The sequence below is a fragment of the Mesorhizobium sp. 128a genome (genome assembly GCF_053848025.1).
The window spans coordinates 59,700-79,822 of record NZ_JBSPKY010000012.1; the positions used below are offsets into that span (position 1 = coordinate 59,700).

Below are 20,123 nucleotides of genomic sequence, written 5' to 3' on the forward strand. Positions count from 1 at the left end.
AGCAATCATGGCTGACGAAACGCGAAGCGTCGTCACCGAGCTGACCATTGACGCCCGCGGCGCCGAGGTTGGTTCGGCGACGTACGTGCGCGCCATGAAGGCGGCACAGGCGGCGACCGACAAGGTCATCGAGCGCGAGCAGGCCGCCACAGCCGCTATCGCGCGGCAAGGCGCGGTGATGACCGGCTCCGTCGGATCGATCACCTCGGCCTCCAGGGCGTGGGAACGGCTGCTCGCCACTGTGGATCCCGCCGCTCGATCGACCCAGGCGATGGAACGCGCGCTACTCGTTGCCGATACCGCAGCCAGGAAGCTTGGCGTCAGCGAAGCCGAGGTGGAACGCGTCCTCGGCAAGGTGAGGCTGCAGCATGACGCCGTGGCGCGTGCGGCTGAAGCTCAGGCGCAAAGCTATCGAGAGCTCGCCGCGGCGGGTCGCGAAGCCGCTGCCGCCGACCAGGCACAGTCCAGCATCAACAGGACGCTTGGCATCGGTGCTGCCGACGTCAACTCGGCGCGCGCCTCAGCTGCTGTCTTCGAGGCCGCCGGCCGTGAGGCCGACCAGATGGCGGCCAAGGTTGCAGTTCTGCGCGCCGAGCTGGATCCGCTCGCCGCGGCGCAGCAGCACCTCAACAGCGAGCTCGAGGAATATGCCGTTCTCGCCGCAAGAGGCGCTATTTCGACTGAGGAGCTCGCCGCCGCCCAAGGGCTAGCGCGCACCAGGTTCGACGTCACGGCGGCGTCGGTCGCGCGCGGGAGCAAACTGGCGTCGTTCGAGCTGCGCAATCTCCAGTTCCAGATGATCGACATCGCTCAGTCGATCCCGCTGGCGTTCCAGTCTCCGCTCTACTTCATGCAGAACCTCGGTTTCCAGTTCGCCCAGATCGGTCAGATCTTCATGGGTCGCGGCGGGTTGCGTGCCGGTCTGGTCGAAACGGGCAGCATGCTCGGCGGCATCGTCTCGCGCATGGCATCGTTCATCGCCAGTAGCGTCGCATTGCGCGCACTTGGAACCGCTGCCGGTTTTGCCGCCGCTGGGTTCGGCTCCATTCGCGATCGGGCAAGCGAGGCCGAACATCGCGTCGTCGGCTTCGGGGAAACCTTCAAGGCCATCTTCCAGACCATCGGCACGTACATCGACAATAGCTTTGTAGGCACCGTCTTGAATTCGGTTTCATCGGGATTCGGCTATGTGTTCAGCAAGCTTGGCTCCGCTGCCGTGGACATCGCTGAATTGGTCATCAATGCCTTCCATGCGGCCTTCTATGACATTGTCGCCTACTGGAAGAGCTTCCCCGATCAGCTCGGCGCCATCTTCATCGGGGCGGCGAACGCTGCGATCACGTCGCTCAACTACCTGGTCAAGAAGTCGTCGGATGCTGCCGACGACATCATCGCAGCCTTGAACCGGATCACCGGCAGCGAGATCCCGTTGCTCAACGCTCCGGATCAATCGATCGCACCGCTTGACAACAAGTATCTCGAGAACCTGAAGAGGGCCGTCGAGGATCGCAACGCGGCGGTCGAACAGATCATGCAATCGACGCCGCTGCGCGATTTTGCCAGCGACGTCGTCGACAAGATCGCGACGAACCATGCGCTGGAAGGTCTCGATGCTCTCGGCAACGTCAGCTTCGACAAATCGATCGGCGGCGCCAATGCTCTTGGCACCGCGATCGGTGGGGTTGGCAAGGCCGCAAGCGGCGTCACCGTCGAGTTTGGCGGCATCGGCCAGGAGGTAATCAACGTCACACGGCTGTTCGAAGACGCGAAGCGCTCCCAGTTCATCCAGCTCGAGCAGGCGACGCAACAGCTGCAGACGATGAAGAACCAGGCAGAGGACATCCAGAAGACGCTCAATGCCGCCTCCGAGGCATCGGTGACCGATGTCTTCGGCGCGTCCTTCAAGGGTAACGCCGATGCCGCCGCGGCCGCCATCGACCGCACAGTGACGTCGCTCGATAGGATGTTTTCGGCGATGGACACTGGCAACGTGTCGGTGCGGGACTTCCAGGAGAGCACGGACTTGCTCCGCGAAGCCCTGAAGCAGGTTGGTGGCGACCCCCGCGCCGTCGACGCCTTCATCAACAAGATCATCAACGGTCAGTTGAAGGTCCGAGAGCTGGAATCCGGTGTCGACAGCCTTTCGCAGAGCATCAAGTCGATCCCGAACAAGACGGTGACGATCACTGTCGTTACCAAGCAGGTCGGCAGCGGCACTCAGTCGCTCTATAGCGTCCCGAACAGCAATGGCGGCACGTCGACCGTCGGCGTCACCCGGTATGGCGGTGTGCCAGGCGAGCAGTCTGGCCCATCGATCTCGGCCAATTCGGTGCCACGCACCGGCGGCTTTGGCAGCCTGGGCGGTTCTGGCGATCTTGGCTCTACCACTGTCAATGTCACCCGCTTCGCCACTGGTGGCGTCATCCATCCCGGTGACACCCAGCGCGTCCAGTTCTTCAAGTCGCCAGAGGAGACCGTCGGAATCTTCACGCCGAAGCAGATGGGTGCGCTGGCGGATCCTCAATCCGCCTTCACCGGCCGCGAGGCGACCCGCGAGGAAGACCGCCTCTGGACCGTCCTTATGAACATCGAGGCGAACACCCGCAAGACCTACGAGGGTGTCGAGAAGTGGGCGACGACGAGTAGCTACAACGGCTCGGGCGGCGGTTACTCTGGTGGAGGCTCGTCCTCTGGCAGCAGCGGCGGGGAGCACACGCTTTCGGCGCAATACGCCAAGGTTCTCGCCGGCATCAGGTCGAACTTCCGCGCCGCCGGCATCGTTGGCAGCGGCAACATCGGATATGGCGCGCAAGGCCTGGGCGCCACGCCACAGCAGATCGCCCACAACATCGTCTATGGCGGTGGTGGCGGTCCGCTCGGAAGCGGTGGCGCCAACACCTACGAAAAGACGCTCGCTCAGACTGAGGCCTACCACCAATACATCGAATCCGAGCGGTACAAGCAGCGGTACGGCGGTTTCGCCACCGGCGGTATGATCGGCCCCGGCAACGGCGACACCCAAAAGGTCGAGTTCTTCAAGAGCCCCAGCGAGCGCGTCATCATCGCAAGGCCTGACCAGTATGAGGATCGCCGCGGCGGGTCGTCGGGCAGCGATAAACCGCCAGTGGTCATTTATTTCAGCCAAACGGTCCGCTCGGACGGCGCGCCGCCATCCAAGGAAAGCTCTGCCGAGATCCGCCGGCAGTCGGCGCTTGGCCTTCAAGACGCGCAGGGGTCCATCCTTGGTCGATAATCTCATCATGCCGGAAAGTGTGTCGATCGGCTTCAAGGGCGGTCCACGCTTTATCACCACCAAGGTGAGATCGGACAACCAGTCGATCCGCCGGCTACAGAACACGGTTGTGGCGCGGCACTACTATTCGTGGTCGCAGAAAAACAGGGACGCCGCCCTGATCGAGGTTCTTCGCAACTTCTTTTACGACCGCCGCGGCGACTTCAAGGTCTTTCTCATGAAGGACCACACCGACTTCCAGTGCGTGAACTGCCAGATCGGCATTGGCGACGGCGTCACCGCCGCCTTCCAGGCCGTCAAACCGTACACCGCCGGGTTCAACCCCTATATCCGAGTCATCCGGCACATCAAAGCCGGCACGCTGGTCGTCAAAGTCGACGGCGTCACGAAAACACTGACGACGCACTACACTGTGAGCGCAACCGGACTGATCACCTTCACCGGCGGTAACATTCCGACCGTGGGCCAGATCATCACGATCTCCTGCGATTTCTATGTTCCTGTCGCATTCGAGGGCGACGCGTTCGAACCGTCGATCCCTTATTCGCTGCCCGACGTCCTGGATCTCGACAGTCTGCAGGCGGTCGAGGATATCCCGTGAGGGACTGGTCGCCGACCCTTGTCGCCATGCTGGCGAGCAAGGAAGTCACGCGCTGCTTCCAGATCGAGCTTGTCAACAGCATTACCCTGTGCGGGACCGTGCGGCTGACCAATCTCGACCAGGACCTGCCGGTGTCAGGAAATACCTTCCTGAAGTCTCCCGGCTTCAACGTTACCAAGTTCACCGTGGCCAACGGCGGCCGCCCCGCCGGCCTCGACATCTCTCTGCCGTTCGATGCCGAAGGGCCCATCTATTCGGATCACGTCAAGCGCGGGGCGTGGCGCGGCGCCGCCGCGAAGGTCTGGCTGGCCGATTTTACCAATCCGACGGATCGCGAGATCATTCTGGATGGCTTCGTCGGCAAGACCGGCTTCACCGATCGCCTCGCTGGCAAATTCGAGCTCGTCACCCAGGGCGATGTCTTCGCCGATCTTATCCTGCCGACCGTGCAGCCGAAATGCTGGTATCACTTCGGCAGCGCTCCCTGCCCCGTAGATCTCGGACCGCTGACGCTCTCCGCTACTGTGGCGGCTGTGGTGAACAATGCGAAATTCACCATCACGGTCAGCAACCCCGACGCGCTCAAACTCACCCACGGCAAGGTCATATTCGCCTCGGGAGACAATGCCGGCGCCAAGGGCGAGACGCGCCGCTTCACTTCCGGTACCGGTCTTGTCGAGATGGTGCGAGCCTTTCCTTTTGATATCGAGGTAGGCGATACGTTGACAATCTCGGCAGGCTGCGCACAGGACCGCACGGATTGCGCCGCGTACGGCGCGATCAACAGCTATCCCGGCCAAGACTATACGCCCGGCGAACTTCTCGGTGATGCCTGATGGCGTGGTTCTCGACGCCCGGGCTGGGCACGGGTGGATCTTGGAGTTTCGCCCCCAGGCCGACCTCTGCCGTGCAGCCCGATCCGGTATCCGCCAGTTCGCCCTTTAACGTCGGCAAGGTGCTCGGGCGTCCGATCCCAATCGTAATCGGCACTTACCCTGTCGATGGCATGCCGGTCGTCGGCGGCGCCCTGACCGTATCGACGATCAGCGGCTACAACCAGGTCACGCTCAAGAATTACGAAGGGCTTTCCGACTATCCGCCGGGCTCGAAATGGCTGAACAACGATCCATTCAGCCGTGTCGCACTGGTGCCTATTCCGGGCTCACAGCAGGTTGCCGCCCTGGGCTATCTGCTTGCCTTCGATCCGTTCGGTGACGGCTACGAACTGATCCAGCTCTCGATCGACAACGAGGTCGTATTCGATGCGGAGAACGGCATCGGCGCCTCTGAAACCTTCCGCTTCTATGGCGGCAACCATACCGCCGTCGATCCGATCGCCAAGGGGGTGATTGGCTCCAAAGCCGGAGCATGGCGGCACTTCGCCATGGTCTATATCGACGGGCGGCCCTCAACCAGCGCGCCATCCGTCAAGGCGGTGATTTCGAACGCGGCGAGCAGCAGCCGCGGCAACGAGGAAATCGCCTGGATCACCGATGATGTATCCTCGCTTGCCAGCGATGGCGCCACCGGCGGCACCTTAGGCGCCGCCTACGACATCGCCGACGGCATCATCTACCAAACCCTCACCGCGTCGCAGGTGCCAGGTCTGACGCAGGTCTACCTCGTTGCCCTCGATGTCGATACTCACGTTGAGATCTATCGCGTGCCGCTCGCCGGCAGCGAGGAGTATGTCACCGGCGTCGCCAACACACTCGCCATTCGAGGATCCGGTTTCGTGTTGGTCCGCATGGCTGTGCCGTCGGAGGCGGATTCGCCCACTCGCATCTACAACGCCACAACGGGTGCCATCGTCGCCGAATGGCGTGAGGCCACCGGCGAGACGCTCGACTGGCGCGTCGGGATGCAGTTCGGTGCGAAATATGTCTTCGTCGGCGTCAGCTATAACGGCAGCAACTGGGTCGATTCGTTCTATGCCATTGCTGACCTTTCCCTCGGGACGCTCTTGGTTTCGTCGGACCCCTCTTTTGATATCGGCGTGGTTGTGCGCGGTCGCACCTTGGCCGGATCGATCTCTTTCTTTGTCAACGGCTCGGCAATAGGGGAGGTTGGCAACGTCTATGAACTAACCTTCGATGGCGACACCTGGACGCGTACGCTGGCCTACGACGCGGCCGGCGATGTCTACGGAATCGCCTTCGATCCCAAGACCGGCTATCTCGTCGCGTCGGTTGACGAGGGTGGCGGCACCCATCGCATCGCGTATGTAGATCCTGAGACCGCGACGCTAGTCGACAGCTTTACCGGCCCACAGTCTTACACCGGCGACGGCGGACTCAATGCCGAAGGCTATGAGCGGTTCTGGGCAAAGCCCGGTTTCGCGCTCTTCCAGAAAATGGGCACGAACCAGGTCTATCTGCTCAACATCGAGGCGAAAAGCTTTTCGCTCTATGCGACGATACCGGAAGCGACCACGGGCTACGTTCGCACCGGCATCTATGATCAGGGTCGGCAGGCCTGGTTCTATGGCCGCAATGATGACGTCTGGACGGAACATCGGCTACCGAACACGATCCCCGGCGCGATGGCTCTGGAGGACATTCTCACCAAGGCGGCATTTCTCGGCCGTTACACTCCGGAGCAACTAACGTTCGACGGCGACTTCGTCGGGCGTAAGGGCTACGGCGTCGGCATCCTCACGAATTCGAACATCAGGACTGTCATTCAGTCGATCGCCGACATCTTTGGCTTCAAGTTCGCGGACACCGGCGACGGCATGTACTTCAAACTGCCGGACCGAGACGACGCCTTTACGCTCGATGCTGTTCTGACCACTGCGGATCTGGTGTACGGCGAGACTTCAGCGGTTGAAAGTCAGGATGAAGCGGAAATCCGGCAGGTCTCCCGTGTCGAGCTTCAATACATCTCGAAGGATCAGGGCTATACCCAGCGACCGGCCTCATTCTCCATGCCGTCGATCACCAACGCGATCCGCGTCGAGCAGTTCTCGTCGCCGCTGGTGCTGACCGACGAAGACGCGCAGACCTTCGTCACTGAGAAATATTTCGAGCTGCAGGCCAGCCAGCGCACGCATGCATTTTCGATCACTGGGGAGTCTCGTTTCCTGCCCGGTGATGTCGTCTCCGTGCCGAGCGGGACGATCACCTACAGCGTCCAGATCGACAGCGTAGCTCTCAATCCCTCGGATATGTCGGTCGATATCGCGGCAACCGATTTCCAGACGGCGTTCTCGACGACGATCACGCCCGTTACCAACACCGGGTTCGGCTCGGTGATCGCGGTCAGTCTGGCGACGCAATACATCCATCTCGACGTGCCGCTGTTCCGCTATGCTGACGATCTCGGTGGAACCGGGTTGCGGCAGTACGGGGTGCTTATTGGCCGCGGCCAGGCCGGATGGACCGGCGGCACCCTGTTTCGCGGCAACACGCCGTCCGAGCAATCCGCGCTTTTCGACCAGGCGCCACACGGGGCGGTCATCGGGATTTGCACCGATGCGCTGGGCAACCCAGTTGATCCATTCGCGACGACAGACGCCTCGACGGTCACCTTCCGAAAGACAGCCGGTGATGCGTCTCTGCTGGTCGACAAGACGGAGGCTCAGGTTCTTGCTGGTGCGAACTTCGCCTATATCGGCGCTCCTGGGCGATGGGAGGGTATCGGCTACAAGACGGTCACCGACAACGGCAACGGCACTTTCACGCTCTCTGGCCTGACGATCAGAGGCTATCGCGGGACGGAGGTTTTTGCTGGCCTGCATCAGGCTGGAGACATCTTCCTGATGATTGATCCGGCATGGTTGAAGTCCGCCGTCCACCCGCTTAGCGATCTTGATGCGACCCGCTATTACAAGGCAGTCGGCATCGGGCAGGACCCGGCAACGGGCGTCGTCCTGCCGCGCACGATCATAGGCGCCGCAGAAACCCCGTATGCCAGCATCAATCTCGATGCGGTGGCAGGAACGCCGGACGGCATCGATCTGTCATGGGACTATCGTTCCCGGCTGGCAGCCGGCACCAATCCGGCGAATTTTGGCGAGGCCACGCTCGCCTTTGAAATCGACATCTATGCAACCGATGGCGTCACGTACAAGCGCACGCTGACGGCAACCACGAACTCGGTTCACTACGCCAGCGCGGACGTCGTGGCGGATCTTGGCTCGGATCCGCCGACTGAACTGTTCTTCCGCGTCTACATGATGAGCGCACTTGATATCCTCGTTCCAGGGCAGGACCGGCCAGTCTACGGGCGCGGCTACGAGGCTAGACACCACGTTTACTTCTCAGGGTTCGGCGAACCTCTCGGTCTCCTCCTCACGTTGACAAAGGCTTGATCTCATGGTCGACAACGTAGCAATCACCGCCGGCTCCGGCGTGACAATTGCGACAGACGATATTGGCGGCGGCGTTCAGGTCCAGCGCGTCAAGGCGACGTGGGGCCCGGACGGAACTGCCAACGATACTGACGTCGCCAGCGGCAAGGCGCTGCCGGTCCAGATCCGCAGCAGCGCTGGCTCGGATCTCCTGGCTGGCGAATATGAGACCGTCGCGGCGTCGGTGACCGCACAGGCGCTCGGCGCAACCGGAGCCGCTGGTGATTTCATTGCAGGCATCCTCGTCATCCCGGCCAACGTCAATCCGGGCAACGTCATCCTGCTCGACAACGCGACGTCGATCACCGTCTTCACCGGCGGCGCCGCCAGCGTCTCGAACCTCGTCCCGTTCTTTATCCCGCTTGGAATGATCAGCGTTTCCGGTGCCTGGAAGATCACGACTGGTGCGGACGTGCACTGCATCGCGATCGGGAATTTCACCTGATGCTGCATCTGATCCGCCGCGGCTGGCTCGGGTCACAGGTCGCCGCTCTATCGCCAGCTGCCGGTGGCGGTCCTGTCGGGCCGCTGCTTGCCTGGGCCGACGTTGGCCTCGATTCCTACGGTGTCGGCGAGACCGAATATACATCCAGCGATATCCTTGACCTCACTGGCGGTCCATCGGGCGGCGGCGCGGTCATCGTTCCGGGTCAGTGGCTGGCACATCCTGGTGGCGCAGGGCCAAAATCGTTCGAGTTCAAGACGCTGTTTTCGGATGTCGTCATCGGCCATGAAGTGATCCTGGTCGTCACATTTTATGTCGCCACCGGCGACACCGCCCAGACCAAGATCGCCGGCATCAGCGCCGGCGGCGGAAACAACTTTTCGATTGGCGCCGCCGACAGCAGCGGAGTGGAAGGCTCGGTGTTCGACGACAACGGACCGGATTCGGTCGACTTCTCCGGCGGTTCCCTCGACGCCGAACTCAAGGTCGCAACCGACTATACCGCGGTATCCTACCGCGCCTCCTACAACGGCGGCTCGATAGGGTCCGGAACGATGGGTAGCCCTGAAGTTCTCTTGGACGGCACACTTGCCGGTCGCTTCGGCGGTGCCGCCTCGCCGAAGATCGTCAGTGTCTACGTCTACGAATATGGCGGCGACCTGCAGGCGCTTTCGACCCCTTAGTCGCCGCAATTCCTGATCTTGGCGGAAAAGTCCTTGAGCGATTTTGCGTATTCGACCAGCGCAAATTGAGCCGACACCCTGGCATCGGCGACGTCAGCGGCCGGTGACTTAGCCTTCTCTGGCATGTACGGGATGGCGTTACGGAAGACATCGCCACTGAGGCTTTTGATGACCTCGTCGACCTTGGCGGCGGCAGTGTCAGCGGAAGCACTCAGAGCGTTGCAGCCGACCGGGCTCATCTGAGCGCCAGCCGGGGTTGAGACAAGCAGAATGGCGGCAAGTAGCAGTTTCATCGGTAGATCTGTGCCTCATCTCGCAGAAAGTTGTCGAGCGTTCCATTCCCGGCCCTTGTCGTGATGTCAACGATCTCGCCCCAGATATCGGCAGCCGGCGGGTCGCCTGCCGGCTCGGTAAGAAAGACGCTGGCGAAGGCTTGAACGGGGTAGTTTCCGCCTGAGCCGCGGACCTGATTGTTTACGCAATCGATGATTGCAACATAGATCATTCGGCGTTTCGGGTCCGTCATTGCCTGTTGCGGATTGCATTGCGGGGCCATAGCCTCGGGACCGTTGGCCAAGCCAGGGTGTGTGATCTCGTAGTTGTAGACGTCCCAGCGGCTGGCGTTGGGGTTGAGGTCACTCGGAAGCGTGGCCGTTCCATGGTTCTTGAGCCAATAGCCACTTCGATTCCATGCGCCATTCCCGATCCTGTCAGGGACAGTGGTGGGGCAGTTCGGAAAACATGTGTCTCTCGGAAGCGCCATATAGTTCGGCGCCTGCGCCGCCGTTGGCGCCACATAGGAACATACGCCCTTGACAACCTGCTTCACCATGCCCTTACGGACATTCGGAGCCGGCGGGTAGATCGACGGATTGTAGCCGTTTTTGGCATAGATATCGAAGCGGACGTTGATCCCCTCGTTGACCGGAGGAACGTTTCCAGGCTTCGTGTCGACACCATCATCCTTGTAGCAGGTCAGCGGTTTCGTCGAAGCGAACATGCCAGTCAATGCCGGTGTTGATTGGTCGCCATCTGGGGTTTGAAGAAAGCCGTAGTTACCCGGAGCGTATTGGGCATTATTGCCGCCGGTCTGCTTTTTGAGATAGACAGACGGCCGGCTAGCGCCGTGAAGGGTGGCGCCAAGCGCCTCGACGCTGCTGTACGGATTGCAGATGAACATCGGCGTGAAATCGCACACGCTTGAGGAGAAGCCTGCGACCGACACAGCGCCCATGGTCCACGAATCGGCGGAACCAGCCGACAGGAAGGACACAGGGAAGATTGCTGAGAACCCGACCGGGGTGACCTTGATCTCGACAAAGCGAGCAAGCGGCGCATCGACCGACTCATTGGTGATTACATTGGCGGCGACGATCGGAAGATTGTCGGTCGCCGGCAAGGATCTCAGATAGCGTCTCGTTATGCCGGCAGACTGCAAAGTCACCGGTCCGCCAGATCCCGCGAAGCTATATTGATTTCGGACTAGTGTAGCCAGGGCTCGATCGGCCCGGGTGATGCTATCCGGCTTCCCGTCGAGTTCGGCCGCCGCAGCGATGGAAAAGGCATCGGCGTCCTGCTGTAGATCGCTAGACAGGCTGTTGGCCCGGCTCATGTCGATCACCAGCAGCGAAAAGCCGATGATTGCCGGCAGCATGATGGCTACCAAAACCAACGCGACCCCGCGTTGGTCATTCCAGAATTTACGCAAAACGCGAAGCATAGCTGCGCTCCCCAAAAGCCTTGTGCCGCAAGCTTTCCCCTGCCTGGAAGCATAATCCCACCTTCCAGGTCCAGCAAGGGGCCCATTAGCAAACGGTTAACTGTCTCGAAAACCTGCCAGAGAAGGCGGAAAGGAACTGCCATGGACCGCAAGGCCTTCTACGACCATGCCCGCTCGACGCTCGGCGCGCTCTCGACGCCGAACGTGATGGGCTTCGAGCTTTTCCTCAACGAAGGCGAGCGGCGGCGTGAACCACTGGCCAAACTCGCCTATGTGCTGGCGACGGTATGGTGGGAAACCGCCAAGACCATGCAGCCGGTGCGCGAAGCCTACTGGGTTGGCAACGGCAACGAGGCGATCGCCGAGAACTGGCGCCGCACGCACCTGCGCTATTATCCGTTCTACGGCCGGTCCTATCCGCAGTTCACCTGGCAGCAGAACTACAAGAAGGCTTCCGACGTCTGGAATAGCCAGCACCGCGGCGACGGGCCGATGGTCGACTTCGTTGCCCACCCCGACGCCATCATGAACCCGGCCTATGGTGTGCCGCTGACCTTCGACGCCATGGAAGCTGGTTGGTTCACCGGCAAGAAGCTCGGCGACTACATCGACGACATCGACGAGGGTGCCGCCGAGGATCTGCGCGAGTTCATCAATGCGCGCCGCATCGTGAATGGTGTCGACAAGAACGTCGAGATCGGCCGTCTGGCGCTTGCATTCGAAGCGTCACTCAAGGCTGCCGGGTACTGACAGTGACCAAGAAGCCGTTCACGACAGGCTTCGGCGCCGGCTACAGCCGTTTCGGCAAGCCTTGGAACGTGCGCCGCCGGCTCGCTATTGCCGTCATCATCTGGGGCTGCGGGCTAATCACCTTCCTCGCTCTGTTCGGCAAGCCGGACAGCTTGCGCGAGACCATCGCCAGCTCGGTTGCGCTGCTTGTGGCGTCGACGGTCGGCTCCTTCATCTTCGGAGCCACATGGGACAACAATTCGGAGCGGCGTGCCGAGATCGATTACATGTCGGTCAACGCCGGCATGCCGCCGAACCTGACCGGCGGCGCCAATATCGTCCAACAGAACGTCGGCGGCCCTGCCATGCCAGAACCGCCGCCGGAGCAACAGCAATGACGGACCTTGTCATCGCTTGGCTGCGCGGCTTCGTCCGGGCGGCTGCGCCATTCTTCGTCATTGCTGCAGCCGCGCTGCTGATCTGGGTGCTGAAATGAGCGTGCTCCTCATCATTTGGAAGGTGGTGCGACCGATCCTCGTCTTCGGCATTACCCTGCCGATCTGGGTGTTCTTGGTCGCCGGCGCCTGGCTCTATTTCGACAGGACCTCTGCCGTCCGTGCCGCCGTCAACAGAGCGACCACCGAACTTGTCGCCGGCGCTCAGCTGGACGCCCTGCAGGCCCAGGTCGCGGAAGAGCGGCGGCTGCGCGCATGGACCGACGGCCATGCCGACGAGGCTCGCAGGATCGCCGATGCGGAGCGTGCAGCCCGAGCTGACCTCGAGGAACAGTTGAAAGAATCCGATGCCGACAGAAAGGCCAAGCAAGATGAACTCGATGCGATTGCGGCTGGCTCTCGTGACGGTGTTGGCCGTGTCGGCAAGCCTCAGCTTGACCGGTTGCGGAACCGATAAGGCAAAGCTGCTCGGCGACGCTTACACCGACAAGGCAAAGGTCGATGTCGCCAAGGAGGTGACCGCGGCCGCCGAGAAGATCGTCCAGGAAGCCAGGCGGATGCCGGTCTATCCAGCGCAGTGTCGCAGGCACGGCCATACCGGTGTCGCGCTGAATGACTGGTACGACGTCGCCAACCAGAAGGCCGACAACGCCATGGGCGAAATCAACAAGCAGATTGACTGGTGTGCCGCCTGGTACGACCGCAATCAGAAAGCGAGGGAGCCGAAATGATCATGGCTCACTTCAAGACCAGCTTCGCCGAGGCCTTCTTCCCGCGCTGGGCGGAATGGGCGGCGTCCGGCGTGTTGCTCTCACTGGGATGGATGCTCTGGTTCCACGAAATGCTGATGGCGACAGCAATCGCCGGCGGCTACGGGCAAGGCTATCTCCTCTTGCTGGAGATCACGGATCAGGCGACATGGTCGATGGTGCTCATCTTCTTCGGCGCCGTCCGTCTCTGCATCCTGCTTATCAACGGCGCCTGGCGGCGCAGCCCATGGGGTCGGGCCGGCGCCGCCTTCGTTTCCTGCTTTTTCTGGACACAGATCGTCCTGTCATTCGCGCCGACCTTCGGCTTCGCCTTCATCATGGCGTGCGGTTGGCTGGTGACTGACATGATCAATGTCATGCGCGCAATGAGGGATGCCCGCATCGTGGATGAGGCCTACGCGCGGGGGAAACAAGGTGGAACCATCGGGAAATGAATACTGGGTGCCGATCGGCGTCTTTCTCGGCACCGCGTTTGCCGCCTTCATAGGCTATTTTCGGAAGGTGCCACCGCCGAAGACACCGGATCCTGTCATCGCCGGCATTGCCGTTGGTTTCGGCGACAGAGAACAGTCGGAACGGGTGATCACGGAGATCCGCGCCATGACGGCCGAGGTCCGCGGCTGCAGGGTCGCACTCGAAGTGCTGGCGGACCGTCGCACCGAAGAGATCGAGGACATGCAGCAGAAGCTGCTGGAGCAGCTTGATCGCGCCGAGGCGCTGACCCGGCGGCCGCACCGGCCGACGCGACGGCGAACCTGACCACAAATCGCTCGCATTGAGTGATCCGCGCCGGGCGGTTCCTGGCACCCACTCATGGAGATGAAGAGATGGGCATTCGTGCAAAAATGCGACTTGAGAATGTGTTCGCGCAGGCCTGGGGCGGCGCGAAGGCTATATTCCGATGCGAGTATGATCAGAAGGTCGCTGAGGACGTTTCGTTTCAAAAAGCAACCCCTTCGGGTCACGCCGAATTTCAGATCGACAACCCCAAGGCAGCGGAACAGCTTGTGATCGGCAAAAGCTATTATGTCGACTTCACTCCCGTGCCGGATGCCGCGCCGGCCGCCTGATAAAAACCCGATTATAACCCGGTAATTACTCCCAAGACGGCCCCGTCGGCTCAACGCCGGCGGGGCTTTTTGCGTTTTGGGAACTATTTTAGCGAAAACTGATTGAATCCGCGTTCTCGGAGTTGCGTGCATGAGTGCTGACCGGCTGAAGTTCATCAAGCCGCAGGAGCCGATCCTGGTTGAGACGCCGCCGGTGAGCGATGAGTGGATCCACGAGATCAAGTATGACGGTTTCCGCACCCAGCTAATTCTCGACTGGGCAGGTGCCCGCGCCTTCACCAGAACCGGCATCGACTGGTCGAAACGCTACTGGCCGATCGTCACGGCGGCGGAGAACTTGCCGGCGAAATCGTTCATCCTCGACGGCGAGGTCATCGCGCCTGATCCGGACGGCACGCCGAACTTCCATGAAATGCATTCCCGCATGACCTGGAACGCCGAACTCCTCGCCTTTGTCGCCTTCGATATCATGCATCTGGATGACCAGGATCTCCGCTCACTGCCCGCCGTGGAGCGGCGCGCCATCCTCTGGGATCTTGTGAAGCCTGCCGATGGCATCATCCAGTATAGCCAGCATGTCGAAGGCGGCGGCGCCGAATTCTACGAAGCCGCCGACAAGATGGGGCTGGAGGGTGTCGTCTCGAAACGCCGGAACGCGCCTTATCGCAGCGGCAAAAGCGATTCGTGGGTGAAGATCAAATGCTGGGAGTTCGGCGAGTTCGAACTCCTCGGCGTGAAACGCCAGCCCGGGAAGCGCACCGAGGCGATCGTGGCCAAGGGCGGAAAGTATGCGGGGTCGCCGGCGATTTCGATGACGAGGGAGATCCGTGAACGGCTGCTCAAGCGCATGCGGGATGCGCAGCCGCCACCGGCGGGCCTACCCAGCGCCATCGCCCGCGCCGATGTCGAATGGCTGAAGCCAGGCCTCACCGCCACGGTGCGGTCGTTGCGCGGCGAAGCCAGGCTGCGACACGGCTCCGTCAAAGCGGTCAGGGAAGGAACCTAGTCCTATCTGCGACATTGAAGCTCCATGAGCACGCGCGGTACAAACTTCATCGATAAATGGATCCGAAACGAGGTTCCCGAAACGGTCGGCGCCGATGTCATCTCGGTCGCCGAACTGACGCAGAAGCTGTTTGCCGACGCAAAAGCCGTCGGCATCAGCGAGAAGGAGATCGAGGAGGACACAGGCAGCGTATATGAGGCCATCCTCGACGCCATCGTGCATCACGACGCCGGCTTGGTGGACTGACGCCGGCGTCCTATATCGGCCAGATGCCGTTCAAGCTACCCGAGATCACCTATCCATTGGCTATCGACACCATCGGCAAGATGCTGGCGATGGGGCATGAAGCCGACATCCATTGTCTGAACACCGGCTGCCACCACCAGAGCCGGCTCAACCTGGTCGCCCTGGGGCACCGCGTCGGCTTCGATCACTCGTGTCTCGTCCAGGATCTCGCTCGCTACTTCTACTGCCCGAAATGCCGCGCCGCTGGTCGACCCTACAAGCGCATCGGGATCATCCACCGCACCTTGACAGCCGATCACTGCGAGTGGCCGCGCCAACGCGAGGTGCGGCGGCAGGAGGTCATCAGATCGAGACCCGAATAGCGGACGCGAGTGGGACAGCCGGTCCGAAAAACATAATGAATTTGCACGACGTCGTACTGCCCACTTTTCGGCAAGCCGTTGGAATCTCTCGTTTCAGGTATTCCGTCCGGGGGCACCATCCTTCGCTCTTCGAGCTTCGGATGGCAGGCCACCCGAAGCTCGTTAGCCGTCCTCCGAAGCCTCGGCGAAGGAGGATGATCGGCTGGCAGCACCACAGCAGGCCAACTCGCAACCTTCGACCCAGCCGACCTAAGAGAATGTCGCGGCCTGAGCGGCTGCCGTATCGCCACTGAACGTATTCCTCACTCTCACCGATCTGTAGACATAAGCGGCCCAGATCCCTGTGACTATGAAGGATGCCAAAGGCGCAACCAGCGCCGTTCCGGCAAGCAAACGGTTTACCGGAACACCAAGCACGGTCGATATCCAAACTGTGTCCAGTACGAACAAGAGAGGAATCGCAAACCACAGACATACAAACAGCTGCGGGAAGCGGTGGCTTCGCCGCAACATCGAAACAAGCACGACCAGCTGAAGCGCCAGAAATGCCAGATTGAGGGCGGCCTCGCCATAGATAGCCAAGGCTCCGTTAGGCACGGTAACAAGCTGTTGGTAGGTTTTGACCAAACTGGCCATGTCGACAAGTGTGCGCAGCGGCGAAAGGGACAGACCGATCGCCAGCAGCATCAACCAGCCTCCGATCCCCACCAGTTCCGCCGGGTTCTGCGTCGGTTTGCGAGCAGACCGGACGGCAAGGAATGCAGGCACGCCAATCAGCAGCAGCAGGATTGCCCAATGCCACATTTTTCTCCCCCTAGATACACCTTTGAGTTGCCGAAATGCATCTTTAGATTGTATCTGATTTTCCCCATAGTCAAGGCACCTTGGAGGGATTAGGTTGGGTACGGCGCGTTTCAGCCCCTCTTGATCAGCCAGTCCCTCACCCGAAATCCCGAGGAAACGCCTGGTGCAACAAAAGCAGCATGGTCTTGCGCAGCACGTCGGTGTCGCGCCCGGACGGGTTGAGATGGTCCCAATACCAGGCGCCATGGACCAGATAGTTCAGGCTCTCCGACAGCGTGTCTATGTCGACGCCGGTGTAGCCGCCGTCACGCGCAATTTCGATCAGAAAATCGCGCGCTTCTGCGGTGTAGGCGAGATCGCTGGGCAGGCCGATTTCATTGTAGATCTGCATGCTCTTGCGGTCGCTGGAGAAGGCGACAAAGACCGACACCCATTTCGGGTGCTGCCTTGCGAAATCCTGCGCACAGCCGACCGCGCCCAGGACCCGTTCCACCATCGACAGGCCGGGCGCCCGCACCCGCGTCAGCCACAGCGCGTCATACTGGTCGCTGAGATACTGCAGGACAGCACGGAACAAATTCTCCTTGCTGCGAAAATGAAAGACCACCAGCGCGTTGGATGAGCCGACATGTTCGGCGATGCGCTGCATGGTGACGCTGGCCAGCCCCTCCTCCGCGATGAGCTCAATGGTGGCGTCGATAATGCGCTGGACGCTGGCTTCGCCGCGCTCGCGCCGACGATCCCGGGACGGCGCGGCATCGTTTGCCGCGCCTTTGGTCGTCGTCTTGCGTTTGCCCGCCTCCGCGGTCGCTTTGCGTTGCGCCATGATCGGCCTTTCCTCGGCGGCGGAACTATCCGCCGCTGCTTGACATTGGGCACGCCGGTCCATTGCGGACTCAGATCGACGGGCGTGTCCCGGCATTCGTGTACCATTGACCCTGAGCCGTCTCAAAGGCCATCGCGGCCCGGAAAACATCGGCGTCGCTATAGGTGCGGCCGACGATCTGGATGCCTGTCGGCACGCCATTGGCGGCGCGGCCCGACGGAACAGACAGAACCGGGCAGCGGCTCATCATGTTGAATGGCGTCGTCATCACCCAGCCCAGCGACGGGTCCACTTGCTTCCCGTTGATCTCTACCGTCCCATGGGTCTGATCGAACTCCGCCGGCACTGCGGGAAGCGCGTTGGTCGGGCAGATCAGCACATTGTAGGTCTCCAGCAACGGACCCAGCGTCTGATACATCCTGGCGGCTACGTCGAGGGTCGCGACAAAATCCGTGGCCTTCGACTTCTGCCCATCCTGTGCGAACCGCCTGGCATAGCTGGTCATGTCGCTGCTGTGCTCCGCCAGCAATTGCGACAGCGACGCGCCGAACAGATGCTCAAGATAGGCCATTCCGGCCTTCAGCACCCCGTCATCCCAGCCAAGGTCGACTTCCTCGACGGTGGCGCCGAGCGAGCGGAATACATCGCAGGCGGCGAGCGTGTTCTTGCGCACGTCAGGGTCGACCTCGAAGGAGCCAAGGTCCATCGAGAAGGCGACCTTCCAGCCCTTGATCGGCTTGTAGTCGAACGGCAGGCGCAGTTTGGGACGAAGCGTGGCGATGTCGAGCGGGCTCGGCCCGGCCATGACATTCTGCAGCAGGATCGCATCCCTGACGTTCCGGGCCAGCGGGCCGGTGTGGCAGTAGAAATCGAGGTTGAAGGGCGGTTCGTCCGGATTGCGGCCGTAGGGCGGCTTGAAGCCGACAAGGCCGCAGGCCGAGGCCGGAATGCGGATCGACCCGGCAATGTCGGAGCCGGTGGCGATCGACGACGTGCCGGAGGCCAGCGTCGCAGCGGCACCGCCGGACGATCCGCCCGGCGTAAAATCCGGGTTCCAGGGGTTGCGCGTCACGCCCCAGCGCTTCGACCAGGTATAGCCGGCGCAGCTGAATTCAGGCGTAGCCGTACGGGCGTGGACAATACCTCCAGCCCTCATTATGCGCTCGTTCATCGTCGAGGTATGGCCTCCAATGGCATCCCTGGACAGCAGCGAGCCATGCGATGTCGGCTTGCCCTTGATGTAGCTCTCGTCCTTGATGCCGATCGGCAGGCCTTCCAGCGTGCCGGTGCGGGCGCCCTTGGCGTATTTCGCCTCGGCTTTTCTGGCGAGAGCCATCGCCTCGTCGAAATGGGTGAAGGTGAGGCAGTTGACGACAGCTTTCGTCGCCTCGGCGCGATCGATGGTCGCCTGCATCAACTCGACGGGCGAAAGCTTCTTCGCCTTGAACAGCCGCAACACCTCGCTGGCCGGCATGTAGCAAAGGTCGAGATCGGACATCAAGGTTCTCCCGCGATCGGCGGACCGCTTTTGGCATGAAGGCCGGGCCGCGGCTTCGCGGCCCGATGGTTGTTCGTCAGGTTGGGCTGGCGGGCGATGCTATTTCTGCAGATCGGTCCAGATCTTGGTATACAGCGCCTGCACGTCGGCCGGACAGGCCGGCATGAACTGGCCCTTGGCTGCAAATTCGGCGGGAACATCCACTTCGGGCGCCCCCTTCATATCGTCCGGCAGGAAGGCCTCGGAGCCCTTGATGCCATTGGCGTAGCGCGCGAAGGCCGAAATCAGCGCGGCATTCTTCGGGTCCATGATGAAATTCTGGAAGAGCTTGGCGTTCTCGACGTTTTTGGCGTCCTTGAGCACCGCGACATTGTCCATCCAGATTGGAAAGCCTTCCTTGGGATAGCCGTAGACGATCTTGTCGTTCTCCAGCCGCTCGCGCAGCGATATGCCGTTCCAGTTGACACCCGCTGCAATGTCGCCTCTGCCGAGACCATCGACGGCGGCGTAATCGAGCGACAGCCATTTCGCCTTCGCCTCGACCAGCTTGTCATGCACCTTCTTCAGCACCTGCATGTCGTCGGTGCAGTACTTTCCGCCCTCATAGGCGATGGCGAGGAACATGATGTCCCCCATTTCGGGCACGACATTGATCTTGCCGACGAGCTCCGGCGGCGGGTCGAGGAAAAGTGCTGAGGTGTTCGGGTCGCCCGCATAGACCGATTTGTTGACCGAGATGCCGGTCGTGCCCCATTGCCACGGCACGGTGTATTTGCGGCCGGGGTCGAACGGCACGTCGACCCATTTCGGATCGACGTTTTTGAAGTTCTCCATCTGGTTGGGATCGGTTTCCAGGAGCAGGCCTTCGCTGATCCAGATCGGAATGACACTGGCCGAAGGCACGACGATGTCATAGCCGGAGGCGCCCTGGCGGACCTTGGCAAGTGCGGTGTCGTTGGAATCGTAGTCGGTGACGGTGACCTTGATCTTGTAGGTCTCTTCGAACTTCTTGATCAGCTCCGGGCTGGTATAGTTGCCCCAATTGTAGATCTGGAGTTCGCCATCGGCGCGGGCAATGCCGGTCATGGCCAGCAGCGATAGCGCCGCCGCAGTCAATTTCAGCTGCATGCTTAGTTCTCCCATTGTTGGGACCGGCGTTGCCGCCTCGAGTCCGTATGTTCCCTTCGTCCTGGTGGCCATTCACCGGCAAATGCCGGCTGACCAACTCGGTATGTTCGCAACGGTATTAATTACTAAACATACAGTCAATATCTTTTTGCTCGCATGGCGACAGCATCGGCCAA

The 20,123-nt window shown here is 61.3% G+C and carries 22 protein-coding genes; 16 read left to right on the plus strand and 6 right to left on the minus strand.

What is annotated here, in order from left to right:
* Positions 1-7: 7 nt before the first annotated feature.
* The 6 genes from ACWTU9_RS20295 to ACWTU9_RS20320 are packed head-to-tail and all read left to right on the plus strand — an operon-like array spanning position 8 to position 9,333.
* The gene (locus tag ACWTU9_RS20295; protein WP_455859828.1) at positions 8-3,253 is read left to right on the plus strand and encodes a hypothetical protein; all 3,246 of its coding nucleotides are present in this window, start codon (positions 8-10) and stop codon (positions 3,251-3,253) included.
* Complete coding sequence (locus ACWTU9_RS20300) at positions 3,243-3,854, plus strand: DUF2460 domain-containing protein (protein ID WP_455859829.1); 612 nt, start codon at positions 3,243-3,245, stop codon at positions 3,852-3,854. The genes ACWTU9_RS20295 and ACWTU9_RS20300 overlap by 11 nt, the downstream gene beginning before the upstream one ends.
* Positions 3,851-4,690 (plus strand): DUF2163 domain-containing protein, encoded by an 840-nt coding sequence (locus ACWTU9_RS20305; RefSeq protein WP_455859830.1) that lies wholly within the window; start codon positions 3,851-3,853, stop codon positions 4,688-4,690. The genes ACWTU9_RS20300 and ACWTU9_RS20305 overlap by 4 nt, the downstream gene beginning before the upstream one ends.
* Positions 4,690-8,166, plus strand: a complete 3,477-nt coding sequence (locus ACWTU9_RS20310) for a phage tail protein (protein ID WP_455859831.1) — start codon at positions 4,690-4,692, stop codon at positions 8,164-8,166. The genes ACWTU9_RS20305 and ACWTU9_RS20310 overlap by 1 nt, the downstream gene beginning before the upstream one ends.
* A 4-nt stretch (positions 8,167-8,170) precedes the next feature.
* Positions 8,171-8,650 carry a hypothetical protein gene (locus ACWTU9_RS20315; RefSeq protein WP_455859832.1) on the plus strand — a complete coding sequence of 160 codons (480 nt, stop codon included), beginning with the start codon at positions 8,171-8,173 and terminating at the stop codon, positions 8,648-8,650.
* Positions 8,650-9,333 carry a hypothetical protein gene (locus tag ACWTU9_RS20320; RefSeq protein ID WP_455859833.1) on the plus strand — a complete coding sequence of 228 codons (684 nt, stop codon included), beginning with the start codon at positions 8,650-8,652 and terminating at the stop codon, positions 9,331-9,333. The genes ACWTU9_RS20315 and ACWTU9_RS20320 overlap by 1 nt, the downstream gene beginning before the upstream one ends.
* Here ACWTU9_RS20320 and ACWTU9_RS20325 read toward each other — a convergent pair.
* Positions 9,330-9,626: a hypothetical protein gene (locus tag ACWTU9_RS20325; protein ID WP_455859834.1), complete on the minus strand. Its 297-nt coding sequence runs from the start codon at positions 9,624-9,626 to the stop codon at positions 9,330-9,332. The genes ACWTU9_RS20320 and ACWTU9_RS20325 overlap by 4 nt on opposite strands.
* The gene (locus ACWTU9_RS20330) at positions 9,623-11,053 is read right to left on the minus strand and encodes a TadE/TadG family type IV pilus assembly protein (protein WP_455859835.1); all 1,431 of its coding nucleotides are present in this window, start codon (positions 11,051-11,053) and stop codon (positions 9,623-9,625) included. The genes ACWTU9_RS20325 and ACWTU9_RS20330 overlap by 4 nt, the downstream gene beginning before the upstream one ends.
* A 141-nt stretch (positions 11,054-11,194) precedes the next feature.
* On the opposite strand from ACWTU9_RS20330, the gene ACWTU9_RS20335 reads away from it, so the two are divergent.
* The 10 genes from ACWTU9_RS20335 to ACWTU9_RS20380 all read left to right on the plus strand — a co-directional run bounded on the left by ACWTU9_RS20335 (position 11,195) and on the right by ACWTU9_RS20380 (position 15,691).
* Positions 11,195-11,803, plus strand: coding sequence for a hypothetical protein (locus tag ACWTU9_RS20335; RefSeq protein ID WP_455859836.1), 609 nt, complete (start codon positions 11,195-11,197; stop codon positions 11,801-11,803).
* A gap of 2 nt (positions 11,804-11,805) precedes the next feature.
* Positions 11,806-12,180: a hypothetical protein gene (locus ACWTU9_RS20340; RefSeq protein WP_455859837.1), complete on the plus strand. Its 375-nt coding sequence runs from the start codon at positions 11,806-11,808 to the stop codon at positions 12,178-12,180.
* A 94-nt stretch (positions 12,181-12,274) separates the two neighbouring features.
* Positions 12,275-12,694, plus strand: a complete 420-nt coding sequence (locus ACWTU9_RS20345; protein ID WP_455859838.1) for a hypothetical protein — start codon at positions 12,275-12,277, stop codon at positions 12,692-12,694.
* A complete protein-coding gene (locus tag ACWTU9_RS20350) occupies positions 12,672-12,968 on the plus strand; it encodes a hypothetical protein (RefSeq protein ID WP_455859839.1) in 297 nt (98 codons plus the stop codon). The genes ACWTU9_RS20345 and ACWTU9_RS20350 overlap by 23 nt, the downstream gene beginning before the upstream one ends.
* Positions 12,965-13,441 carry a hypothetical protein gene (locus ACWTU9_RS20355; RefSeq protein WP_455859840.1) on the plus strand — a complete coding sequence of 159 codons (477 nt, stop codon included), beginning with the start codon at positions 12,965-12,967 and terminating at the stop codon, positions 13,439-13,441. The genes ACWTU9_RS20350 and ACWTU9_RS20355 overlap by 4 nt, the downstream gene beginning before the upstream one ends.
* Positions 13,422-13,766 carry a hypothetical protein gene (locus ACWTU9_RS20360; RefSeq protein WP_455859841.1) on the plus strand — a complete coding sequence of 115 codons (345 nt, stop codon included), beginning with the start codon at positions 13,422-13,424 and terminating at the stop codon, positions 13,764-13,766. Before ACWTU9_RS20355 ends, ACWTU9_RS20360 begins: the two co-directional genes overlap by 20 nt.
* 68 nt (positions 13,767-13,834) lie before the next feature.
* Complete coding sequence (locus ACWTU9_RS20365) at positions 13,835-14,077, plus strand: hypothetical protein (protein WP_455859842.1); 243 nt, start codon at positions 13,835-13,837, stop codon at positions 14,075-14,077.
* Positions 14,078-14,207: 130 nt separating this feature from the next.
* Positions 14,208-15,083, plus strand: a complete 876-nt coding sequence (locus tag ACWTU9_RS20370) for an ATP-dependent DNA ligase (RefSeq protein ID WP_455859843.1) — start codon at positions 14,208-14,210, stop codon at positions 15,081-15,083.
* Between the two features lie 24 nt (positions 15,084-15,107).
* Complete coding sequence (locus tag ACWTU9_RS20375) at positions 15,108-15,329, plus strand: DUF768 domain-containing protein (protein ID WP_455859844.1); 222 nt, start codon at positions 15,108-15,110, stop codon at positions 15,327-15,329.
* Between the two features lie 56 nt (positions 15,330-15,385).
* Positions 15,386-15,691, plus strand: coding sequence for a hypothetical protein (locus ACWTU9_RS20380; RefSeq protein WP_455859845.1), 306 nt, complete (start codon positions 15,386-15,388; stop codon positions 15,689-15,691).
* Positions 15,692-15,940: 249 nt separating this feature from the next.
* Here the strand turns inward: ACWTU9_RS20380 and ACWTU9_RS20385 are convergent, their stop codons facing one another.
* From ACWTU9_RS20385 to ACWTU9_RS20400, 4 genes are all read right to left on the minus strand, one after another.
* The gene (locus ACWTU9_RS20385) at positions 15,941-16,495 is read right to left on the minus strand and encodes a DUF2569 family protein (protein ID WP_455859846.1); all 555 of its coding nucleotides are present in this window, start codon (positions 16,493-16,495) and stop codon (positions 15,941-15,943) included.
* A gap of 136 nt (positions 16,496-16,631) precedes the next feature.
* Positions 16,632-17,321, minus strand: coding sequence for a TetR/AcrR family transcriptional regulator (locus tag ACWTU9_RS20390; RefSeq protein ID WP_455859847.1), 690 nt, complete (start codon positions 17,319-17,321; stop codon positions 16,632-16,634).
* A 70-nt stretch (positions 17,322-17,391) separates the two neighbouring features.
* Positions 17,392-18,819 carry an amidase gene (locus ACWTU9_RS20395; RefSeq protein WP_455859848.1) on the minus strand — a complete coding sequence of 476 codons (1,428 nt, stop codon included), beginning with the start codon at positions 18,817-18,819 and terminating at the stop codon, positions 17,392-17,394.
* Positions 18,820-18,918: 99 nt separating this feature from the next.
* Entirely contained in the window at positions 18,919-19,947 is a 1,029-nt protein-coding gene (locus tag ACWTU9_RS20400) for an extracellular solute-binding protein (protein ID WP_454588577.1), read from the minus strand.
* Between the last annotated feature and the right edge of the window lie 176 nt (positions 19,948-20,123).